Here is a 23,211-nt window from a genome sequence, read left to right as displayed (position 1 = left end):
GTTGCGGCAGGTCTTGATTTTGTGAAAACAAAATTGTGACCTGACGTGTATCAAGAACTTACGATTCGAAATGTTTCCCCATTCTTTAGGCTGAAGATCATTTCAAGACTTTTTCAACAGGCCCCTTCAGGGTTGGGATGAGATATTTATTTAAATCTATCAACCTACCCCGCAGCCGGGCCGTCTTTGACGTGGGTATTTTTCGGGACGGCATTGGGGATAAATAGACAACTGACAAAACAAACAACTTGTATCTCACCCATTGGGTGGATATTATCGGGATTGTCTGTTGATTTTACTTTTCATGGAAGTTTAAAACTACGCTATGGGCGGAATAAGAAATTTAATTCGGCTTATAATCGTTGGATATGATAAATGAGAGATATTCGAGTTCCATCGACATGTTCTCGTTGCGGAGAAAAACATCCTCGGGAACGGTTAGATTAATCGGCGCGAAATTCAAAATCGCCTTGATGCCGGCTTCAACGACTTCATCGACAATATATTGAGCGACGATGGCGGGAACGGCCAGAATAACTATTTCAATATTATGCTCACGCAACAGGCGCGGCATATCTTTGATATCCGATACGATCAAACCTTTATGATTGGAACCTATCTTACGCTGGTCATTATCAAAAATCAATTTGATGCGGAAACCCTGACGATGGAATTCCTTGTAGGAAACCAGGGCCGAGCCGATATTCCCAACCCCGACCATGGCGATGTTCCAGATGCGGTTGATTCCGAGAATCCTGGCAACGCGTTTTTTCAGTTCCGTGACGGGATACCCCAGCCCTCTGGTTCCAAAACTCCCAAAAAACGAGAGGTCTTTGCGAACCTGCGCCGGAGTCAGTTTTTCTCGGCGAGCCAGTTCTTTCGATGAGATTGTCTCATGGTTCTCCTTCTCCAGCAGAGAAAGAGCTCGATAATATAATGAAAGACGTCTGATAGTCGATTCAGAAATCTTTTTTTGTCCGTTATTCTGTTTGGCCATATCCCATCGCGGTTTCTAAAACAGCATGTGAATTGTTTCACAATAAGAAACGGAAAATATTACCCGCAGTCAAGCAATTTTTCGAAGGAGTCTAAATTGATTACTTATCGATTCAGTTACAACAGCTTACAATACGGGACAATGTTTGTCTTAATCTCAATTATCGGGCGATTTATAGTAAATTTTAGACTAATTGATAATTGTAATTCAAAATAACCGGATGGCAAATTTTAAACCATATATCGCGGCAGGGTTGAAGATACCCGTGAAATAATCTCATAATTGATCGTCTGGCACCAGGCGGCATGGGTATCGGCTGATATCTTTTCGTCCCCATCCGTTCCAAGTATGGTAGCGATATCATATAATTTAACCCCGCGGATATTAGTGATATCAACCATTATCAGATTCATGCAAACGCGGCCGCGAATCGGCGCCCGACGGCCCTTGATTAAGACATATCCCAGGTTCGATAATCGGCGGTCGATGCCGTCGGAATAACCTGCCGGTAGAACGGCGATTTTTAATTTAGAACTGGCCCGATAGGTGCATCCGTAGCCGATAAAACTTCCGGCTTCAACCGTTTTAATTTGCGTTATCCGCGAACATAATGACAGGGCCGGAGTCAGGATTTTATTCGTCCCACCGCCGAGGCGATAGGAAACATAAGTTTCACTCGAAGGCCAGTAACCGTAAAGAGCAACTCCCGGACGCGCGAGATCAAAATAAGTTTCCTTAAAGAGCAACAGAGCCGCCGAGCAGGCGGTATGTTTCAGTTTTGGTTTGACGCCCAGTTTATTCAAATAAGCGTTCATGCTCTTGAATTGTTTGAGCTGATTCATGGCGAAAGTATGATCGGTTGTATCCTCGATATTGGCGAAATGAGTCGAGATTCCGGCGACTGAAATTTCGGGATATTTTTTCAATGTTGAGGCCGCGCGGGATAGCTCTTTTTTATTCATCCCCTGCCGATTAGTGCCGGTTTCGAGTTTGAGATGTACTTTAGCCGAAGTATTGGATTTGCGGCAGAATCGTCCCAGCTTTGATATGAACGTCGGCTCGGTAACAACCGGTTCTAAATCGAGGCGAAAGATAGCGTCGATATCCTCCGGCGCGACCGGCCCGACCATTATGATTTTGCGGTCCCATCCCTCGGCCCGCGATGTTTCGGCCTCAACCGTTGAATGAATCGATATATAAGGAATTTTCGTCTCGGATAGAATACTGACAATTTCGCGGAGGCCGTGCCCGTAACCGTTAGCTTTGACAGCCGGAGCGAGCATTGTTTTTTTACCGGCCAGACGAGACAGGCTTTTGATATTGTTTAATATCGCCCGGCGGTTAATTTCTATCCATATCAGATTTTTCTTATTCATAAAAAAAAAATCGTGCGAGTTTTTTTCACTCGCGCAATCTATCATAATTAAATCTTTGTAGCAATATATTTGAGCGCTAAAGAGAATCTATCATCTTCCGGATAAGATTCATGTGACCGCGTTCAAACTTGGCCAAAAACTCAAAACTCTTTTTCTGCTCGGGATCGTCGGCGTCCTCGGCCGCTTTGGAGAAAACTCCATTAGCCTCTTTTTCCAAATCAAAAGCAATATCAAGAACGGTTCTCATATCCGAAGCATTGCGAACAGTATCGATAAGGCCCCGATGCTGCCCGGCCATGTTTTCATCGATTTCCGGGAGTCCTTCCTGACCCAGGATATCATTATAGGTTACCCACTGCTCGGAAGTTATCAATGAATGATGCTGTCGCTCCAGAACCTGATAATGCTCTTTTTCCTCTGCAGCGAGCTTCAAGAGTGTATCTTTATGCTCGGCATTATCAGTTTTTTGGGCCGCTTCCAGATAAAAAACATAACTTTTAATCTCGGACGATATCCCCCAGTTCAGCGCGTCGAGAACTTTTGGATTTGCTGGAATCATAATTTATCCCTCACCTTGTTTGCCGGTTACATTTCCGTGTAATAATTGTCATTGAGTTCCTGCTGGAGCCGTTCCTTATGTTTGATTTCTTCCTCAGCCAGCTTTTCGAACATCTTCCGCGTGGCCTCGTTTTCGAAAATCCTGGAATGCCTCATGTAAAACTCATAAGCGGCTTCTTCACGTTTGATTGCCATTTCAATCGCCGTGATGGGGTCGGTGGTAGAATCAACCATGAATATATCTCCCATTTTATATTTTCAGAATTTATACGTCCCGAAAGGTTACTCAAAAGGAAAAAAATGTCAAGCCAATTTTGCGGGCCGCGCCTCGCAAAGGAATGTATAATATGTTGAAAAGATGGACTAAGAAACCGATATAAAAAAGTAGAAACGGTCAGCGACGCGCCGGGGAAAATATGACATGGAACCAAATTTAGGTTCCACCTGTTTTCTGTTTTGAAATGATAACGATTTAATATTGCGCTGGGGCGGAAATTTTTATAGCCTTAAATTAGCTATGCCCGCGTAATAAACGCGGTTGAATGGGAGATATTTTGGAAATCACGATCACAAAAGAATTTCAGGATGAAATTGTTCTTCCCCGGGAAATGCCGATTTTGCCGGTTAAGGGCGTCGTCGTTTTTCCTTTTTTGGTAATCCCCTTGATAATATCCGAAAAAGCTCATACTCAGTTAGTTGACGAAGCCCTGATGCACGGTAAAACGATTGGTATTTTTAATACTCACGACCCTGATATTAAAGATCCCGGATTCGATGATATATATAAACACGGCACGGCAGGGAATATACTGAAAATGCTCAGATTCCCGGATGGCTCGGTCAGATTTTTGATTCAGGGTTTATCGCGCATCAAACTCACGAAAGAAATTTCAACCAAACCGTATCTGATTGGCAAAATCGAAGAAGTCCGGGAAATTTATAAAAGGAGCGTCAAAACCGAAGCTCTCAATCGCAATCTGATGGATCGATTGAAATATCTGGCGGAAATGGCTCCGTATTTGTCCGAGGAATTTTTCGTGACCGCCATGAATCAGGATTCTCCGGGACAATTGACCGACCTTATCGCCTCCAATATGAATCTGAGTATCGAAGAAAAACAAAAGCTGATCGCTCAACCTGATGTCGAAAAAAGAACGTCTTCGCTTCTTCTCCATATAAATCGCGAACTTGAAGTTTTGGAATTATCCAAAAAGATACAGGCCGAAGCCGCTAATGAATTGGGCAAGATGCAGCGCGAGTATATCCTGAGAGAACAGATAAAGGCCATCCAGCGTGAGTTGGGCGACAGCCAGGCCCGTCCCGAGATAATGGAGATTAAAAAGAAGATTGACGCGGCGGGTATGGCCGAGCAAGCCCAGGAAGCGGCCGACAAAGAATTGGAACGACTGGCCGAAATGAATCCTTCATCGGCCGAATATACCGTCAGCCGTACCTATCTCGACTGGTTGACCGATGTTCCCTGGCAGAAATCAACTGATGATATGCTTGATATCCGCAAAGCACGCAAAATCCTTGACGAAGATCATTTCGATCTGGATAAAGTCAAAGAACGGATAATTGAATTTCTGGCGGTGCGGCGATTGAATCCGGATATCAAGGGACCGATTCTGTGTTTTGTCGGTCCTCCCGGAGTAGGAAAAACATCGCTGGGACGTTCGATTGCCCGGGCTATGGGGCGTGAGTTTTATCGTTTGTCTCTGGGCGGTATGCGTGATGAAGCTGAAATTCGCGGTCATCGCCGGACATATATTGGTGCCATGCCGGGACGGGTAATTCAGGGATTGAAACGAGTCAAATCGAATAATCCGGTTTTTATGCTCGATGAGATTGATAAGCTGGGCAGTGACTTCCGGGGCGATCCGGCGTCGGCTCTTTTGGAGGTTTTAGATCCCGAGCAGAATTTTAGTTTTTCCGACCATTATCTCGAGGTTGATTTTGACCTGTCGCATGTCATGTTCATCACGACCGCCAATATGCTCGATCCGATTCCAGGCGTATTGCGCGACCGCATGGAAATCATCCGCATTCCCGGTTACACCGATTTGGAAAAGAAGGAGATTTTCAAACGGCATTTACTTCCCAAACAGCTTGAAAATCATGGTTTAAATTCGACCCACATCTCGTTTCACAAAGACGCCATTATCAAAATGATAAATGAGTACACGCGGGAAGCCGGACTGCGAAATCTCGAACGCGAACTGGCTAACGTCTGCCGAAAAGTCGCCACCAAAGTCGCGGGAGGAAGCCGCAAGAAATATGTTATCACCGGCATAGAACTCAACAAGTATCTCGGTCCGCCCAGATTCACATCCGATACCAAATTCAGCAAAGATCGCATCGGCGAAGTCGCCGCGTTGGCCTGGACGCCGTTTGGCGGCGAGGTTCTCAAAATCGAGGCGACAGCTATGCCGGGCAAAAAGAGCCTGACCCTGACCGGACAGTTGGGTGAGGTTATGAAAGAATCGGTTCAAGCGGCGTTGTCGTTTGTGCGCTCTTTAACGAACGGCATGAATATCTCCGTCGATTATTTTGACACCCATGAGATTCATGTTCACGTTCCTTCCGGCGCAACTCCCAAAGACGGCCCGTCGGCCGGAATCGCGATGGCGGCGGCTCTGGCGTCTTTGGCGACCGGACGGCGAGTCAAAGACAAACTGGCTATGACCGGCGAGATTACTTTGCGAGGGCAGGTTTTGCCTATCGGCGGATTGAAAGAAAAACTCCTGGCCGCCTACCGCTATGGCATCAAAACGGTTATATTGCCGCGCGACAATAAAAAGGATATGGTGGAAATACCTCCGGAATTGAAAAAAGGATTGAAATTTAAATACATGGATGACACTCATGACGTGTTGAAATTCGCGTTGGAGCCCAGGAAAAAAACGGCATGAAGCTGGTCAATGCCGAAGAAATGCGCGCCGTTGACGGCCGCGCCATAAATGAACGGAATATCCCCTCGCTGGAGTTGATGGAAAACGCCGGGCGGGGGATTTTTCCTTATATTAAAGAAAATATCCTGACGCAATTCGATGATCCGAAGATTTGCGTTATTTGCGGACGAGGCAATAACGGCGGCGACGGATTTGTCGTCGGCCGTTATCTAATTGAGGAAAATATAGCGTGCGACTTTGTCCTGATAGGAACCGATGAAAAACTGTCGAAAGATTGCCGGGCGAATTATAATAAGATTGTTGGAGACGGAAAATCAGTAATCCAATTGAATAAAATATCCGAACTGCCTGATTTGACGCAGTACGATATAATTATCGACGCCATATTCGGCACCGGATTTTCGGGAGTACCGCGCGGAATTACCGCCGAAGTCATTGATAAAATCAACGAGGCCGAAAAATTTGTAGTCGCGGTTGATGCTCCTTCGGGACTGGATGTCTCGACCGGGCAGGCTGAATCTGAAGCGGTGATGGCAGAAGTAACGACGACACTGGCCTTGCCCAAACCGGGATTGTTTGTCTCGCCGGGTCGGGAATTCGCCGGAGCGATAACGGTTATTCCGATCGGTATTCCCAATGAAGTGGTCGAGTCGTTCGATTACAAAACCAACCTGATAACCGGCGAGATGGTTTCGATGACTTTGCCGACCCCCAAACCGAACGGTCACAAAGGAGATTTTGGAAAAGTCTTTATCATAGCCGGTTCGCCGGGCATGACCGGTGCGGCTGTTCTGGCCGGGAACGCCGCCGCTCGATCGGGTTCGGGAATGGTGACGGTCGGTGTACCGTCCGGATTGAATCATATAATCGAATCCAAGCTGACCGAAGTTATGAGCTATCCTCTGCCGGAACTAAAAAAGCGGCAAGTACTTGGTCTTCGGGCGCGAGGTGAGATAAAAAGATTAATGGCCGAGAGGGATGCCGTCGCAATCGGTCCCGGACTCGGACGGCATCACGAAACAATCGAGCTGGTACGCAGGCTGATTGGCGATCTGGAAATACCGGCGGTCATTGACGCCGACGGTTTGTATCCGTTATCGGGCGATGAATCGCCGCTATTGTCGCCTCATGCGCCGCTGGTTTTGACGCCGCATCCGGTTGAGTTCGCTCGTTTGACCGGCGAGACGCCCGATGAAAATCCGATTAATAATTATGAATTGATAACAAAGTACGCCAAAATATTCGACTCGGTGATAGCCCTGAAAGGCTCGCCGACGATTGTCGCTTCACCTGAGGGGCAGATATTTATGAACCCGACCGGAAATTACGGGATGGCCACCGGAGGGTCGGGCGATGTTTTGACTGGCATCATCGTCGCGCTTCTTGGTCAGCAATTATCGCCACTGGAAGCGGCTCTGTGCGGCGTATTCATTCACGGCTTCTCCGGCGACATCGCCATTGGCGACATCAATCCCCGAAGTTTATTAGCCGGCGATCTCATCGACTACCTCCCCTCCGCCTTCGATGCGCTTGAGGTGTGAGGGTGACCGCGGAAGAATTAAAAGATTTACTCAAAAAAATTGATGAATTAGAAAAAGTCTTTATAAAATGTAGAGCCTTATTTCCAAGTATGCATGAAAGTTGTATCGGTAAGACACGGATTCAAACTGCGGTCCATTATCGACAAAAACTGGGTCAGAATGTTTTCATAGATTTTGGCAGAAAAATAAAACAAGCGGATAGAGATGACTTTTCAAGAATCGGGCATTATTTAAACGAAAACGTCCTCTTTAGACTTGCATCGATTTTGGAATACCACAGAATATGCTTTGGATCAATTGATATTGATCATGAGACAGATGGTTGGGAGGCTGTAGATTTAATTAGACGAATTAGGAATGTCATTGGCCATACGCTCGGCGAATATGATTCGAATAAACCGAAACACCGAATAATAATTGATAGGATAAATTCAATAAGTGGGGAAAATCATGATCCGGATAAAATCATAGCATTCCCATTATCTATTGATACAGTAGTTGATAAGACATTTGATGGTTGTATTAAATACATCAAGGCAAAGTACGATACCAAACCATGACCCCACACCCGCCTCGATTCAAAAACCGATTACCAGATTACAATTATTCGCGGGACGGATTTTATTTCGTCACAATTTGTACCAAAAAACACAACAAATGCTTTGGCAAAATCGCAAACGGGAAAATGCACCTAAACGAATTTGGAAAAATAGTATAACAACGGTGGCTGTGGATGGCAAATCATTTTGATTTTATACAATTGGATGAATTCTGCATCATGCCAAATCACGTACATGGGATCATCATCATAAACCACGGCAACAGCGTAGCGACAACTCTAGAGTTGTCGCTACACAGACAATCTCAAACTGATAAGCAAAGGCGGAATAACTTATTGTCCAAAGCCATAGCAGCATTCAAAACCACAGCCTCAAAATATATTCATAAAGCCGGATACGCTGACTTTGCATGGAAACGGTCATTTCATGACCATGTTATTCGCGACGAAAAATCATTATTTGAAATCCGTGAATATATCCAGAACAATCCCCTGAAATGGGAATTGGATAAATATAATTTAGGATAAATTTGGATTCCCGCATAGATCATTTACAATTCCCCGACAATCTCAACACTATTTCCGAATTCACCATATTATATACTATGAAAACGACTAAACCTGACAACGCTTACGACTGCCCGACAGCCAAAAACAAGCCTTTGCCTGTCGTAATCACCACCGAGTTGATATGACCAAAAACGTTAATCTGAGGAAACAAACCCATTTTCTCGTTAGATGTGGACATCTGCCATGTATAGAAATATCAGGACAACTCGAGAGTTGTCCCTACAAAGTGATTTGGCTGAAACCCGTTGGGATTCATCCTTTGTACTCAACTTTTTCCAAAATCAGGCTTGACAAATATAGAGTCTTATTTATATTTTATGCGTACTGAATATCTCCGCCGCCTCACAGATGAATAAATTAGAACAAAAAGGAGCTTTTATTATTTAAACAGCTATTGATAACGAAATATTCATAATTTATTTTTTGCAGAGGCTGGTAATGGACGTCTCAAACAAACGCGGGGAAATGCTCCTGATAGTCGTATTTTTGCTCTTTTATGTAATCGTTGTTTTACGCAACGCCTGGACATGCGATGACGCCTATATTTCGTTCCGGGTCGTCGATAATTTCGTAAATGGGTATGGACTGCGCTGGAATATCGCCGAGCGGGTGCAGGCGTATACCAATCCACTATGGGTGTTTGTCCTGTCGCCGGTTTATATGATAACGAGGAATATGTATTTTACGGCGATAGGGGTGTCGGTTTTGATGTCCACAGCCGCGGTCGCCTTGCTGGCGTTTAAAGTTGCCCGGGGGTATATTATTGCCTGTGTTGGTATTTTGGGATTAATTTTATCAAACGCATTTATAGATTATTCTACTTCAGGACTTGAAAATCCGCTATCGTTTTTATTATTGGCTTTATTTTTGATTTTTTATCTTAAACAGGAAAATAGCGAAGAGAAAATACTGTATATATCGATAATCGCATCCTTGGCCGCAGTTAATCGCCTTGATACAATCCTTTTATATCTGCCTGCCATAATTTATATGTTTTGGCAATTTAGGAACAAGAAAGCGCTATTAAATATTATGATTGGATTCTCACCCTTGATAATATGGGAAGTATTTTCAATTATTTATTACGGTTTTCCTTTCCCCAATACGGCTTACGCAAAATTGAACACCGGTATATCGGTAAGCATAATGTCTAAACAGGGATTTTGTTATTTTGCAAATTCATTAAATGTTGACCCAATAACGATTTTTATAATTGGATTGGGTTTAATCATTCCTTTGGTAACACGCGATAAAAAACACGCTATGCTGATGCTGGGTTTATTCCTATATCTTTTGTACATTGTGCGTATTGGCGGATGTTTTATGGCTGGGCGACATTTTGCTATCCCAATATTCTTGGCAACGTCAATTATCATGATTTCTTTCGCGCATTTTAAGTTAGTTTTTATAGGGATATTGGCTGGTATATCCCTATTGCTAGGATTGACTTCTGATTACTCTCCGATTTTTACAAGGTACAATCAAGGATACAATGACAAATCCGTATCTTTTCCAAATTCGATCACGGATGAGAGAAAATTTTATTTTCAAAGTTCCGGTTTGATAAATTACAATAGAAATTCGCAATACTGGCCCAATCATGGCTGGGTATATGAAGGATTGGGAGTAAAAGCTGAAAGAAAGAAAGTATATGTAGCCGCATGTATTGGTTTTCTTGGTTTTAACGCCGGTCCGGAAGTTCATATAATTGATTTAAACGCATTAGCTGATCCACTTTTGGCCAGCGTTCCAACTTATAACAGATATAAACCGTCAATAGGACATTTCGCTCGAAATGCCCCCGGTGGGTATCAAGAAAGCATAATGACTGGTGAAAACTTACTTAGCGATAGCAGTCTTGCCAAATATTACAATAAACTTAAATGTCTAATTATGGAGGATATCTGGTCTTTTGAGCGATTTAAGGAAATTTATAAGATGAATATGGGCGTCTATGATTATTTAATCGATGAATATATAAATGCTGATATCGTGCATTTTGATTTTTCAGCCGTCAATTCCATAAAAGAGGAAGGATTGGTTTGGAACGCACCAGGCAATATAGTAATTCAAAATACTGCCATTGAAATTGACTTTCCTGCCGTACAAAACAAACAATGCATCGAAGTCAGCAGAGATAATAATGATGAATACATCTTTGAGTTTTTGATAGAAAGTTCTTGCATTTACACGCATATTTTATCACCGGACGGTCGCCGTATGGAAGGATTAGCCATTGCCCAAATAGAAGTTCCAGCTCATGTAGCAAATAAAGGATTTGACGCAATTAGAATTTCACCTGGAATTGGTGACGGCATGCATAGTATTGGGCATATTCGCTTTATTGAGAATGAGTAAATAAGTTCGGGAATGGCTGTGTCGGGATAAAATCATCCCCCGGTTTTATATAAAGTTCTTCCAATAATTGACTTTCTTTCCGTCTCGATATATTTTGCCTGCCATGTCGGAACAAAAGCTATCCAGTCCGAAAATAAATAGGGCCTTCTTTATTATTGTTTCCCTGCTTCTCGTCATATATGCCGTGATGCTTGTCCGAACCGCCTGGGCATATGATGATGTTTATATTACTCTAAGGACAATAGACAATTTTGTAAATGGGTACGGTCTCACCTGGAATGTTTCTGAACGAGTGCAGGCATACACGCATCCTCTTTGGATGTTTTTAATTGCATCTATCTATGTTCTTACGCACGAATCGTTTTTGACGGTAATATTTTTGTCAATGGTAGTTTCTCTCGCGGCGATGGTTGTATATGTTTTGGGGTTTGCGGATAAAAACCGGGCGGTCATAGCCGGATTATTAATTCTCATAATGTCAAAATTCTATGTTGATTTTTCGACATCAGGGTTTGAAAATCCATTGACTCATCTATTGGCGATATTATTCGCTGTCGTTTTTCTTAAACGTCAAGCCAGCTTGAGCACTTTATTTTATTTGTCGTTATTGGCATCGTTGAGCCTCCTCAATCGCATGGATACGGCTCTTCTTTTTGCTCCGGCACTATTATACTCATTCTGGCAAATACGTTCAGTCCGAGCCATTGGTGTGCTTGTTTCGGGAATGATGCCATTTATTCTGTGGGAAGTGTTTTCCCTTTGGTATTATGGCTCATTGGTTCCCAATACTGCCCTTGCTAAATTAAATAACGGAATTTCTCACTGGGATCTTTTGGCGCAAGGGGCGCACTATCTCGAAGGAGCCTTTCGGGGTGATCGGGTTTTGGTGCTTACAATTTTCACTGTAATAGGCCTAACTTTATGGCGGCGCGGTCCAACGGGATGGCCTTTGGCGGCGGGTGTGTTGGGTTATATTTTATATGTAGTGTATATCGGCGGATGTTTTATCGGCGGCCGATTCTTCACAGCTCCTTTATTATTAAGCGTAATTCTCCTGACTCAATATGAAAAATTATTTTCGGGAAGAAAAATCTATTATGTGGCCGGCCTGACAATTGTACTGGGTTTGACGATTAACGGACCGCCTTTATTAAGCGGTCGTGATTTTGGGAGTGATCCCGGGGCATGGGGGTTCGGCTACGAGATAGAGGATTCTCGATTATTGGTATTTCAAAGTAACGGACTTTGCAATAATTTGGGATGGCAGAAAGAGCCATCGCATTATTGGGTTGAAAATGGCCGCCGTTATCGTGAATTGAAAATTCCGATTGCCAAAGAAGGAGGCATTGGATTTGTCGGCTATTATGGCGGTCGGGGAACACATATTATTGACTTCCTGGCTCTGGCCGATCCGCTTTTGGCGCGGTTACCGGCCCTAAAAAAGAACAGTTGGCGTCCGGGCCATTTTCGGAGAGCTATCCCCGAAGGATACCCCGAGACGGTTGAACAAAATAAAAATCTCATCAAGGATCCCTGGTTGGCCGCTTATTATGATACACTCAGTCTTATCATCAAAGAACCGTTGTTTTCTCCGGGGAGATTATCGGCGATTTGTAAATTGAATTTGGGTGGATTTGATTATTTGTTGGAAAAAGCGGAACCCCAAATCCAGAGCATTTTATTCAATGATATAAACAGGCCGCTTCCGAGAGGAATTGAGTGGTGGCATCCTGATGTTACAGTAGTGCCCGAAGATGGTATTTTAATCAAACTCCAACATCCTGTTAATTTTGAAAAAATTGAGATTAGTTTCGACAGCAATGATGATTATTTGATAAGCTATAAACTGGGTGATAAAATTATCGGAGAATCTCGGCTGTGGAATGAAAATACCGAATCGACGGGCCTAATTTATAAAACTATTGATGTCCCGAACGATATTTATTCTGTTGGTTACGACGCCATAAAATTTTTACCGAATGGGTCTAAAGGAGATTGTGCTTTGGGGCACATCTCGTTCGAAACATCGGGAGAGTAATACCTTTTATATTCGCCGCAAAAATAATTTTGACGTTGTGATTTGACAATCTGAAATTCCTGCGCTATTTTGGTTTCCGTAAATGAAAGCAATATATCTTTGGGAGGATAGATTATGGCTGATAATGTCCGCATAGAAAAAGATACGATGGGCGAAGTGCAGGTACCCGCCGATAAGTATTGGGGCGCGCAAACCCAGCGCTCACTTATGAATTTCAAAATCGGGTTTGATCGGATGCCGCGCGAAATCATCCGGGCGTTCGGAATCCTCAAAAAAGGAGCGGCTCTGGCTAACTGCGAACTGGGAGTTTTACCTAAGGACAAGACTGATATGATATGCCAGGCGGCAGATGAAGTCATTGCAGGAAAGCTCGATGATAATTTTCCGCTGGTGGTGTGGCAGACCGGGTCGGGAACGCAGTCGAATATGAATTCCAATGAAGTTATCGCCAACCGCGCCATTGAAATCGCCGGCGGAACGATCGGTTCCAAGGATCCGATTCATCCCAACGATGATGTCAACAAGAGCCAATCGTCCAACGATGTCTTTCCGACAGCAATGCATATCGCCGCGACTGAGGAAGTTACTCATACTCTTCTGCCGGCCCTGGAAAAACTCCACGCGACTCTCAAGGAAAAAGAGGAAGCGTATAAAGATATCGTCAAAGTCGGCCGGACGCATTTGATGGATGCCGTGCCGCTGACTCTGGGTCAGGAGTTTTCCGGATATCGGCAGCAGGCTGAAAATGCCATCGCGCGAATCAAAGAGTCGCTCAAGTATCTCAAAGAGCTGGCTCAGGGCGGAACGGCGGTCGGGACCGGACTTAATACGCATCCTGAATTCGCCATCAAAGTCGCCGAAAAAATCTCAGAGTTGACCGGGATTGATTTTGTAACGGCACCGAATAAATTCGAGGCGTTGGCGGCTCATGACGCGATTGTCTATGCTCACGGCGCGCTCAAGACGCTGGCCTGTTCGCTGATGAAGCTGGCCAACGATACTCGCTGGTTGGGTTCCGGGCCGCGCTGCGGTATCGGCGAATTGATTCTGCCAGCCAATGAACCGGGCTCGTCGATTATGCCGGGCAAGGTCAACCCGACCCAATCGGAAGCGATGACGATGGTTTGCGCTCAGGTGATGGGCAACGATGTGGCGATTAATATCGGAGGCAGTTCGGGCAATTTCGAGTTGAACGTCTTCAAACCGGTCATGATTCATAATTTTCTGCATTCGGTCAGAACCCTTTCAGGTACAATAAACTGCTTTATTGAAAAATGCCTGGCCGGGCTGGAGCCGAACCTGCCGATAATCGACAAGCTCAAAGCCAATACCCTGATGCTGGTGACGGCTCTCAATCCGCATATCGGGTATGACAATGCCGCCAGGATAGCCAAAAAGGCTCACGCTGATGGCTCGACCCTTAAAGAAGTGGCGGTAGAGCTGGGGTTATTGACAGCCGAGGAATTCGACGAGAAGGTAAGGCCAGAGGATATGGTAAGACCGAAGAGGGGATGAACCCTCTTTTTGGCTGTCGCGCGATCAAGTAAGAAAGAAAATGAATATCCGAGCGGCCTGAAAGTGCCGCTCGGTTATTCAATTTTCAAATTTGACAATACAGCAGCGGCATTTTGATTGTCGGGATTCAACTCCAGTGATTTTTTGTAATTTACTATGGCGTTGGCGGTATCCCCTTTAGCCAATAAGGCTTCTCCGTAGCTGTCGTAGGCGTTGAAGGAGTTGGGGTGCAGGATTATATTTAATTTGAAAAATCCCGCCGCTTCATTAACCTTTCCAGACAAAAGCCGCTCATAGCCAAATTGATTCAGCCGAAATTCATCGATGTGAAAATCATCAGGATTGAAGTTACCGCCTGCGAAGTTTGTTTCAATATAGGCATCGATACCGTATAGTTCGACAAAATCAAAGAAAGATTTTTCAGCATAAAAATTCCTGACTAAATCGATGAACTGATCGGGTTGTTCCATATGAGCCAGATGCCCGGCATTTCTTAATACTATTCTCTTTGAATTAGGGATACCAGCATCAATTACGCCTGCGTGAGCATGAACATCAGGGATGTCATACTCTCCAATGACTAAAAGAGCGGGGACACTTATTATTGAAAGATTTGCCGCCGCGCTTACCTGAGAATTTTGGACCAGCCCATTGTTTGCTCTGTCAAGGTTGTGGGGATTGGCCTTGATTAATTTATCAGCATATTGCCGGGCCTGCCGATTTTCCTCGAATATGGAGTAGGGATCGATATTATACCAAAAATTGCGAAATTCTTCGGTATTATCAAATGATGGCAGATTAAAATGTCCGCCCCTGGTAAAAAAATGCTGGCCGAAACCGTATCCGCTGACAACAGCGCCGACCAGAACCAATGAAGATACTCTTTCCGGATAGGCCAGGGCAAAATCGATAGAAAGCCGGCCTCCGGCCGAACAGCCTATCAAATTGGCTCTATCAATATTTAATTGCTTGAAAACCGCGAGTAAATCCTCAATTTGAGAAAATGGCTTTGTCGGCTTGCTTGAAAGGCCATAACCCCTGCGGTCGTAGCGGATGACGGTATAATTTTGCGAAAAATATCCAAATTGAAAATCATATGTTTCACGGTGCAAAATACCATCGTGAATGAAGATAATTGGTTCTCCTTTGCCGGATTTTTCAAAAAATAATTGCCCGCCCTCAACCTGTATAAAGCCGCTGTCGGTTATATTAAATTTGGGTCTCATCCATTCATTGTCCTGCGCCCAAAGATGGCCTTCGGTAAAAATAATTAATAGTAATGGCAGGCCCCAAATTAGAATCCACCTCATTTGATCGTTGGTAATAGGTTGAATCTTATTCATCTTCCACTCCCCAATATATGAATCTTCACAAATTGAATGCTTTGATTTTGCCGAACCAATATTTATCTTTTGCATTAATTACTTTATGACGTAGAACAAACCCCGGATGTTCAGTGTGCAATTTATTCTAAAATTTCGAAATTAATCTGATTGAAAAAAGAATAAACTAGTTATGCAAATTATTTGTCACCCTTTTTGAATCCCGTCTTCTCAATCATTAATTTTTTTTGCAACAAAATTGAATCTTTCAGCGTCATAAAGATATGTTCTGGAAAACAAAAGAAATATGAAGGAAAATTTATGAAGTGGCTTTCGCGAAAAGAAGAATTTGTCATGCTGGCTGTCAAAGCTTTGGGCGAAGACGCATATGGCGTGAGTATCAAGCTGTTTTTGGACCGGGCGACCGGTAAAAGATGGTCAATCGGGGCAACTTATGACGTTCTCGACCGGCTTATGAGAAAAAAATGTCTATCATCCAAGACTTCTGGGCCGACTCCGGAGCGAGGCGGAAAGAGTAAACGGCTTTATCTTATTACCGATCAGGGACAGCAGGCCCTCATCGAACTTCGTGAAATGCAGAAGGCAATGCAAATGAAAGCGTTGAAACCGGTTTTAAAAACGGGTGATATGGGATGAATATGCACCACTCGAATCCTCCCCGGTTGCCAATGCGGATTCTGCAGTTTTTCGCCCGGTTTGAAGATTTTCGCTTCATTGCCGGTGATTTTGAGGAGATGTATCAGTCGATTGCACGACGGCAATCAATTAGGTCGGCTAAGTTTTGGTTGTATCTTGAATTGATCTGTTCAATACCGGGATTTATAAAAACATCAATTTACTGGAGTGTTATTATGTTTAGAAGCTACTTGATAGTTGCTTTTCGGAATATCAGAAAATACAAGGGATATACGTTCATCAATGTGGCTGGCCTGGCCATTGGATTGGCCTGTTGTATGCTGATAAGCCTCTGGATATTGAATGCCATGAGTTTCGATAAGTTTTATCCTGAAGTCAATCAAATCCATAGAGTGATGGTTGAAAATGCTAACTCAACTCCGAATTTGCTGGGTCCGGCGCTCCAGGATGAAATTGCCGAGGTTCAATATGCCACGAGAATCGAATGGACCCATTCGGCACTTCTAAAAAGTGAAGATCATATGGCATATGAGTGGTGCCTTGCGGCCGATTCTACATTTTTTGATATTTTTGGATATAGATTTTTGGTGGGAGATTCTAAAACAGCTCTTCAAACTCCGAATTCAATTGTCTTGGCCAAAGATGTCGCCGAAAAATATTTCCCCAAGCAGGATGCTATTGGCCAATCGCTATCGTGGAATAATAATCGAATATTTACTGTCACCGGCGTTATCGAAAACGTTCCTCAAAATTCTATTCTTCAATTTGATATGGTTGTCTCGATTGATAATATAACGCTATATTTTAAAGAGCGGGGAATGGACTATATGTCATGGGACTGGTGGAGCGCAAGTACTTATGTTAAGGTATGGGATGGAGTGACAACTCAACAACTAAATGATAAATTATCGAACTTCTTAATCCCCGATGGAAATGAAGTTATAAATTTTTATTCAATCAATATCGCAAACTTGTACCGCCATCTTACAGATATTGATGGCTATATAGCTGTATTTTCCGCCGTTGCAATCATTATTCTGATTATGGCCTGTATTAACTTCATTAATCTGACAACTGCTCGAACCGGAACACGGGCCAAAGAAACCGGGATAAGAAAAGTAGTGGGAGCGTACAGGAGTAGTCTGATATTTCAATATTTCGGCGAATCATTTATTTTGACCTTCTCAAGTCTGTTAATCGCTTTGGGTATACTATACCTGGCTCTTCCGGCTTTGAATTCAATACATGTATTTAATCTGTCCTTGGATATGTTATATAGCTCCCAAATGATTATAATAATGATAGTCACCACTATTCTGACGGCGATACTTGCCGGGTTATATCCGGCAATGGTGTTGTCCGGTTTTAAGCCCGTGGCGGTTCTAAAAAACGATTTTAAAACCGGCCGGTGGGGATCCCTGTTAAGGAAATCTCTGGTTGTAACACAATTCTTTCTTTCAATAGTCTTAATAATTGGTACCATCATCGTTTACTCGCAAGTTGATTATTTTAAGAGCAAGGATGCGGGGTACAATAAGGAACATGTGGTAAATATTATTTTAAGAAGCGGCAACCGGGAAAATTATGAACTGTTAAAGAGCGAATTAGCCAAAGATCCTTCAATTTTGGCGGTAACCGGTAGTACCGTAGGGATGCCATATTGGAGATGGACAACCGGAGCAGCCAATTGGGAAGGAAAATTAGAAAGTGACGTAGAGGTTGCGGTCAACAAGATTGATTTTAATTTCATCAAAACTTTTCAAATAGAAATAACAGAAGGGCGGGATTTTAGCAGAGATATTACCTCAGATTCCAAGAGTGCATATTTAATCAATCAGAAAATGGCCGATTTGATGGGTTTAGATCCTATAATCGGTACCAATCTCAGCATGTGGGGTGATGAGGGTAAAATAATTGGCGTCATAGAAGATTTTCATTTCAGACCCCTGCAAACCACAATACAGCCGCTTGTTCTTTTGTTGAGACCGAATGACGTGAACATCCTATATACCAGAATTCAGTCCGGGAATATCCCTGCGTCAATTGATTTTATTAAAACTACCTGGGAAAAAATAAATCCTGATTATCCCTTTGAATATCAATTTCTTGATCAACAATTTAACGTCAGTTATCGTAGTATTGAACGAATTGGAAAATTGATTGGGATTTTTTCGTCTTTAGCCATATTTATCGGATGCCTGGGACTTTTCGGATTGGCTTCTTTTACCGCGGAACAACGGACCAAGGAGATCGGCATAAGAAAGGTTTTGGGAGCATCAGTAGCAGGTATCGTGCAGATGATATCCCGTGAGTTTGTAGTACTCGTAACCATTGCCAATGTTCTGGCCTGGCCGTTAGCCTGGTACGTTATGAATCTCTGGCTGGAAGATTTTGCCTATCGCGTCGAAATCACATGGATGGTTTTTCTTCTGGTGGGGGGTTTTTCACTCATTATCGCGCTCTTAACCGTTAGCTATCAGGCAATAAGGGCCGCTCACGCTAATCCGGTCGATGCCATAAAATGCGAATGATAAATTATTCATTTTACATTGGAGTTTTTCTGTAGTAGTTTTCAATTTGGTGTTCGCCAGCGGACAGTTTTGTCTCAAGATTGGACACCTGCTGTATTTGTCGAATAGCTTAATTTGTTGTAGTGTAATGCCTTAATGTTTTTGGCATTATTATTGCTTTATTTTATCCTAAGAATAGAATGACAGATTTTATCGTAGCAAATAATTTTTCTTAAAATTGCTCTTCCGGGAGTGTAATTATGTTTGGAAACTATCTGAAAGTCGCATTTCGAAATATCAAAAAGTACAAAGGCTATACTTTCATCAATGTAACCGGTTTGGCAATCGGCCTGGCTTGTTGCCTGTTGATTAGTCTCTGGATTCTGGATGAACTTAATTATGACAAGCAATACCCTGATGTCGAAAATATTTATTCTGTCCTATTTAATGAAGAACCCTATACACCAAATGCCCTGGCTCCTTATCTTCAGGAAGCTGCCCCGGAAGTGGAATTTGCGGCTCGGACAGCCAGCAAAAGAAAACTTTTGGTTAGCAGTAGTTCATTGCAGTCGTATGAAGAAATCTTCATCGTCGATCCTTCAATAATTGATGTTTTTTCTTTTGAATTTATTAGCGGTAATCCGCAGTATGCATTCAATGCCATAAATTCAATCGTCCTCACTCAACATACAGCTACTAAATTTTTTCCGGAAGGAGATGCAGTCGATCAAACTCTATTGATTGATAAAGATGAATTTATAGTAACCGGAGTGGTCGAGAATCAACCCCACAATTCAAGCCTGCAATTTGATATGCTTCGTTCCATCGACTATGATTCTCAGCTATCTGGGGATGATGAGAAATATTATGGAGCTTGGAAGGCGGTAGGGACCAGAACATATATAAAAACAAAACCGGGAACCAATCTTGCGGCGCTAACAGAAAAATATACCAATTTAATTCAAGAGTACTTTAAGGAGGACCAAGAGGCAAAACTATCAGCAATAAATATCTCCGAACTGTATTTTAAATTTTCCAATACTAAAAAAGGCGTAACGATATTTTCCGGAATTGCGCTGGCAATATTAATTATGGCCTGTATCAATTTCATCAATCTGTCAACGGCTCGAAGCTCTAAACGAGCTAAAGAAACCGGAATGCGGAAGATTATCGGCGCCAATCGCGGCGAATTAATCGCCCAGTTTCTTGGCGAATCATTTCTATTAACAATGATTGGATTCATCATCGCCATATTGATTGTACAATTAGTGTTACCGGTCTTTAATACTTTCTTTAATCTCCACTTATCTTTAGGAGTATTAAATAGTGGGATTTTCATCTTATTGGCTTCCGGAATTTTGATTCTTACGGCAATTGCGGCGGGAATTTATCCGGCAATTCTATTATCTCGCTTTAATCCGATCCAGGCAATAAAAGGTGAATCGGAAACTGGCCATAGAAAATTCAATCTGCGCCGAATATTGGTAGTAATACAATTTGCCATGGCAGTTTTTTTAATCGCCGGTACCGCAGTTATTTACACCCAGATAAATCATATAAAATCCTGGGATATCGGGTACAATAAAGAGCATGTTTTGACTATTGATCTTAAGGGCGAAGGCAGAGATCACTTTCACGTCCTCAAAAATGAATTTCTAAAAAATCCGGAAATTTTATCCGTAGCGGGAAGCGTTAGGTCTCTTCCTTATTGGAGCATGTACACAACGGCAAAATGGGATGGACTTAAAAATGAGGACGGAGAAGATGTATCAATGAATTTCTCCGGATATGACTTTGCCAAAACTTATGGAATTACAATGATAGAAGGCCGCGACTTCGATAAGGAGCATACGACCGATTTAAAGCAAGGATGCATCGTTAACGAAAGTCTCGCTAAACTTATGAGCCAAGATCAGAGCTTGGGCGCCAATATTGATATTTGGGGTTCGGAGAAAAAAATAATTGGAGTATTCAAAGATTTCAATTTCCTTCCACTTGAAGAAAAAATTGAACCGTTGGCAGTAATGATGGTCAATGACGATAATTTTGCGTTCACCAAGATGCGGATTTTGGCGGCCCGAATAAGCCCTAATAATATTGCATCCTCGCTGGAACATATGCGGGAATCCTGGAAAATCGTCCTTCCCGATCATCCTTTTGAATATTCTTTTGTCGATGAGCAGTTTGACGCCAATTATAAGTCGATAGAGCAGATCAGAAATCTGGCAGGATCCTTTGGCGTTCTTGCGATATTCATTGCTTGCCTGGGCCTCTTTGGCTTGGCATCGTTTTCGGCAGAGCAACGGACTAAAGAGATCGGAATCAGAAAAGTTCTCGGAGCATCAATTCGCAACATTGTAGGATTGCTTTCCAAGGAATTCATGATTTTAGTTCTTATCGCCAACCTGATTGCATGGCCAATTTCTTGGATTATAATGCATCGTTGGCTTCAAGAGTTCGCTTATCACGTAGAAATTGAATTGGCTATTTTCTTTATTGCAGGCTTTTTTGCATTAATTATCGCCTTAATCTCGGTTGGATTTCAGGCAATTCGAGCAGCGCGAGCAAATCCGGTTGATGCTATGAAATATGAATGATACGTGAATTAGATTGAATATCAAAAAATAAATAACTATATTTCAGACCTAAACCGTAGGGGGGGTTATGCAATATGCCATCATTCTTACGTTTGATAAAGAATCCAATTCTCTATTACGAGCGGTCTGGCAAAGTATTGTCGACGTCGGTTTACCGCAGCCATTAATTGATACTAATGTGCGACCGCACATGACGCTAGGGGTTTGCGGCAGCCTTAATAAGGAACCGTTTCTGATTGAACTCGAAGAATGCGCCGTGAAATATTTGCAATTTAATATCAGGCTTTCGAGTGTCGGGTTATTTACAACCGACCAAAAAGTTATATATTATTGTGTTACTCCCACCGATTATTTAATTCAATTGCATCGAGAATTTCACAATATGTTCTCAAATTTCGCGGATGGTCTTTGGGATTATTTTCATCCCGGTATCTGGGTTCCCCATGTGACGATTTCGGAAGGATTGAAGACGGAACAAATATCTGAAGCGGTAGAAATCGTGTCTCAAATAGATTTCCCGCTTGTCTGTCGCGTTGAGGAGATTGTTCTGGTTGATGTAAAGCAACTGGAAGAAATTAATGCATATAAATTGGCGGGGGAGTGATTTTCCTTGTGCCCTAACCACCTTATCGAGTAGAAGTCAATGTATTACCTTCCTAATTTGAATTTCCCGGCCTGAATTTTTCGATAATTTTGGCATCAACCCAGTAGAGAGTTGCGTAGCCGTTTTCCGGCGAGCGGTAGAGCTCGATGTATTCATCATAATTTTTGTTTTTGAATGATTCGGAATTGACAGGGCGATAGCTGGAGAAAAATATATATTTACCATCGGGCGACAAGCAGGGATCGAATTCGCTGGCGGACGAATTCACTTCATTTCCCAATATAATCGGGCTTGACCAACTCTCATCATCATTTTTAAAGCTGACAAATATATCATTATTGTACGAGCTTGTAAGGCGATTGGAATAAAACAGGATAAAGCTTTCATCCGGAGCTATCGCGGGATGACCTTCGACTCCCCGCGAATTGATCTCTGTCAAATTTTCCGGCGGCAAATATTGTCCATTTTCGAAGCGTGATAAATAAATATCGAATTGGCGAGCCTGATCATAATCAGCCTGAATATACATATTTCCGTTGGGCGCAATCGATCCGATACCTTCGATTCCTGACGTATTCAGAGGTGCGTCCATGATGATAGGTTCCGACCATCCTTCATTGGTTTTTTTAACATACCAGATATTGTGTAATTTAAGAGTTGTATCATTGGGAGCCGGGCGATTGGAGGTAAAGTACATTCCTTTGCCGTCATGGGAAAACGCTACCGATATGTCTTTATACTCGCCCGACCAGGGAAGAATTTCGGGTGAACCCCAGACGCCGTTTTTTTCTTTAATTGTAACAATGGCATAGTGAGAATAATTTTTATCCGTCATGATATAAAACAGTTCATCACTATCCGATGAGAAGGCCGCACCCAACTCGTGAAATCCATGTGATACAATTCCGGGCGCGAAAACTTCAGGGATAGTATCGGGCGGTGTTTGACCCAGGTACGGACCGCGCAGTTCAGGAACTTTTTCCTGCATTGAGCAACCGTAAATGCCGAATGATAACAAAGTGATCAATAGTATTGAGACGCTTTTTAAATTCATGATTTCCTCCAAAAAATTAATTGGATTTTTATTTCGGAACCGA

General features: G+C 42.9%; 17 protein-coding genes. 11 read left to right on the top strand and 6 right to left on the bottom strand.

Features of this window, described 5'->3' with window-relative positions; genetic code table 11:
• Positions 1 to 343: 343 nt before the first annotated feature.
• The 4 genes from V3V99_13180 to V3V99_13165 form a co-directional block, all read right to left on the bottom strand.
• On the bottom strand, positions 344 to 997 hold the full coding sequence (locus V3V99_13180; GenBank protein ID MEE9443611.1) for a redox-sensing transcriptional repressor Rex: 654 nt from the start codon (positions 995 to 997) through the stop codon (positions 344 to 346).
• Between the two features lie 230 nt (positions 998 to 1,227).
• Entirely contained in the window at positions 1,228 to 2,373 is a 1,146-nt protein-coding gene (gene alr / locus V3V99_13175) for an alanine racemase (protein MEE9443610.1), read from the bottom strand.
• Positions 2,374 to 2,449: 76 nt separating this feature from the next.
• Positions 2,450 to 2,932, bottom strand: a complete 483-nt coding sequence (locus tag V3V99_13170; GenBank protein MEE9443609.1) for a ferritin family protein — start codon at positions 2,930 to 2,932, stop codon at positions 2,450 to 2,452.
• A gap of 26 nt (positions 2,933 to 2,958) precedes the next feature.
• A complete protein-coding gene (locus V3V99_13165; GenBank protein ID MEE9443608.1) occupies positions 2,959 to 3,165 on the bottom strand; it encodes a ferritin family protein in 207 nt (68 codons plus the stop codon).
• Positions 3,166 to 3,485: 320 nt separating this feature from the next.
• On the opposite strand from V3V99_13165, the gene lon reads away from it, so the two are divergent.
• The 7 genes from lon to fumC all read left to right on the top strand — a co-directional run bounded on the left by lon (position 3,486) and on the right by fumC (position 14,424).
• Entirely contained in the window at positions 3,486 to 5,843 is a 2,358-nt protein-coding gene (gene lon / locus V3V99_13160; protein ID MEE9443607.1) for an endopeptidase La, read from the top strand.
• Positions 5,840 to 7,384, top strand: a complete 1,545-nt coding sequence (locus tag V3V99_13155) for an NAD(P)H-hydrate dehydratase (protein MEE9443606.1) — start codon at positions 5,840 to 5,842, stop codon at positions 7,382 to 7,384. Before lon ends, V3V99_13155 begins: the two co-directional genes overlap by 4 nt.
• Before the next feature lie 2 nt (positions 7,385 to 7,386).
• Positions 7,387 to 7,944 carry a hypothetical protein gene (locus tag V3V99_13150; protein ID MEE9443605.1) on the top strand — a complete coding sequence of 186 codons (558 nt, stop codon included), beginning with the start codon at positions 7,387 to 7,389 and terminating at the stop codon, positions 7,942 to 7,944.
• 173 nt (positions 7,945 to 8,117) lie between these two features.
• Positions 8,118 to 8,471 carry a transposase gene (locus V3V99_13145; protein ID MEE9443604.1) on the top strand — a complete coding sequence of 118 codons (354 nt, stop codon included), beginning with the start codon at positions 8,118 to 8,120 and terminating at the stop codon, positions 8,469 to 8,471.
• Positions 8,472 to 8,951: 480 nt separating this feature from the next.
• Complete coding sequence (locus V3V99_13140; GenBank protein ID MEE9443603.1) at positions 8,952 to 10,871, top strand: hypothetical protein; 1,920 nt, start codon at positions 8,952 to 8,954, stop codon at positions 10,869 to 10,871.
• A 103-nt stretch (positions 10,872 to 10,974) separates the two neighbouring features.
• Positions 10,975 to 12,909: a hypothetical protein gene (locus V3V99_13135; GenBank protein ID MEE9443602.1), complete on the top strand. Its 1,935-nt coding sequence runs from the start codon at positions 10,975 to 10,977 to the stop codon at positions 12,907 to 12,909.
• 114 nt (positions 12,910 to 13,023) lie between these two features.
• Entirely contained in the window at positions 13,024 to 14,424 is a 1,401-nt protein-coding gene (fumC, locus tag V3V99_13130) for a class II fumarate hydratase (GenBank protein MEE9443601.1), read from the top strand.
• Positions 14,425 to 14,498: 74 nt separating this feature from the next.
• On the opposite strand, the gene V3V99_13125 is transcribed toward fumC, so the two are convergent.
• Positions 14,499 to 15,767, bottom strand: a complete 1,269-nt coding sequence (locus tag V3V99_13125; GenBank protein MEE9443600.1) for an alpha/beta fold hydrolase — start codon at positions 15,765 to 15,767, stop codon at positions 14,499 to 14,501.
• A gap of 300 nt (positions 15,768 to 16,067) precedes the next feature.
• Between V3V99_13125 and V3V99_13120 the strand changes: the two genes are divergently transcribed.
• The 4 genes from V3V99_13120 (at position 16,068) to V3V99_13105 (ending at position 22,114) form a co-directional block, all read left to right on the top strand.
• The gene (locus V3V99_13120; GenBank protein MEE9443599.1) at positions 16,068 to 16,403 is read left to right on the top strand and encodes a helix-turn-helix transcriptional regulator; all 336 of its coding nucleotides are present in this window, start codon (positions 16,068 to 16,070) and stop codon (positions 16,401 to 16,403) included.
• On the top strand, positions 16,400 to 18,934 hold the full coding sequence (locus tag V3V99_13115; GenBank protein MEE9443598.1) for an ABC transporter permease: 2,535 nt from the start codon (positions 16,400 to 16,402) through the stop codon (positions 18,932 to 18,934). Before V3V99_13120 ends, V3V99_13115 begins: the two co-directional genes overlap by 4 nt.
• 239 nt (positions 18,935 to 19,173) lie before the next feature.
• Entirely contained in the window at positions 19,174 to 21,510 is a 2,337-nt protein-coding gene (locus tag V3V99_13110) for an ABC transporter permease (protein MEE9443597.1), read from the top strand.
• Between the two features lie 67 nt (positions 21,511 to 21,577).
• Positions 21,578 to 22,114 (top strand): 2'-5' RNA ligase family protein, encoded by a 537-nt coding sequence (locus tag V3V99_13105; GenBank protein ID MEE9443596.1) that lies wholly within the window; start codon positions 21,578 to 21,580, stop codon positions 22,112 to 22,114.
• A 52-nt stretch (positions 22,115 to 22,166) separates the two neighbouring features.
• On the opposite strand, the gene V3V99_13100 is transcribed toward V3V99_13105, so the two are convergent.
• Entirely contained in the window at positions 22,167 to 23,168 is a 1,002-nt protein-coding gene (locus tag V3V99_13100; protein MEE9443595.1) for a hypothetical protein, read from the bottom strand.
• Between the last annotated feature and the right edge of the window lie 43 nt (positions 23,169 to 23,211).

It is taken from the genome of Candidatus Zixiibacteriota bacterium (assembly GCA_036480375.1).
GTDB lineage: Bacteria > Zixibacteria > MSB-5A5 > GN15 > JAAZOE01 > JAZGGI01.
The sequence above is the reverse complement of the archived record's forward strand: the minus strand, read 5'-3'. Positions and strand labels throughout refer to the sequence as shown.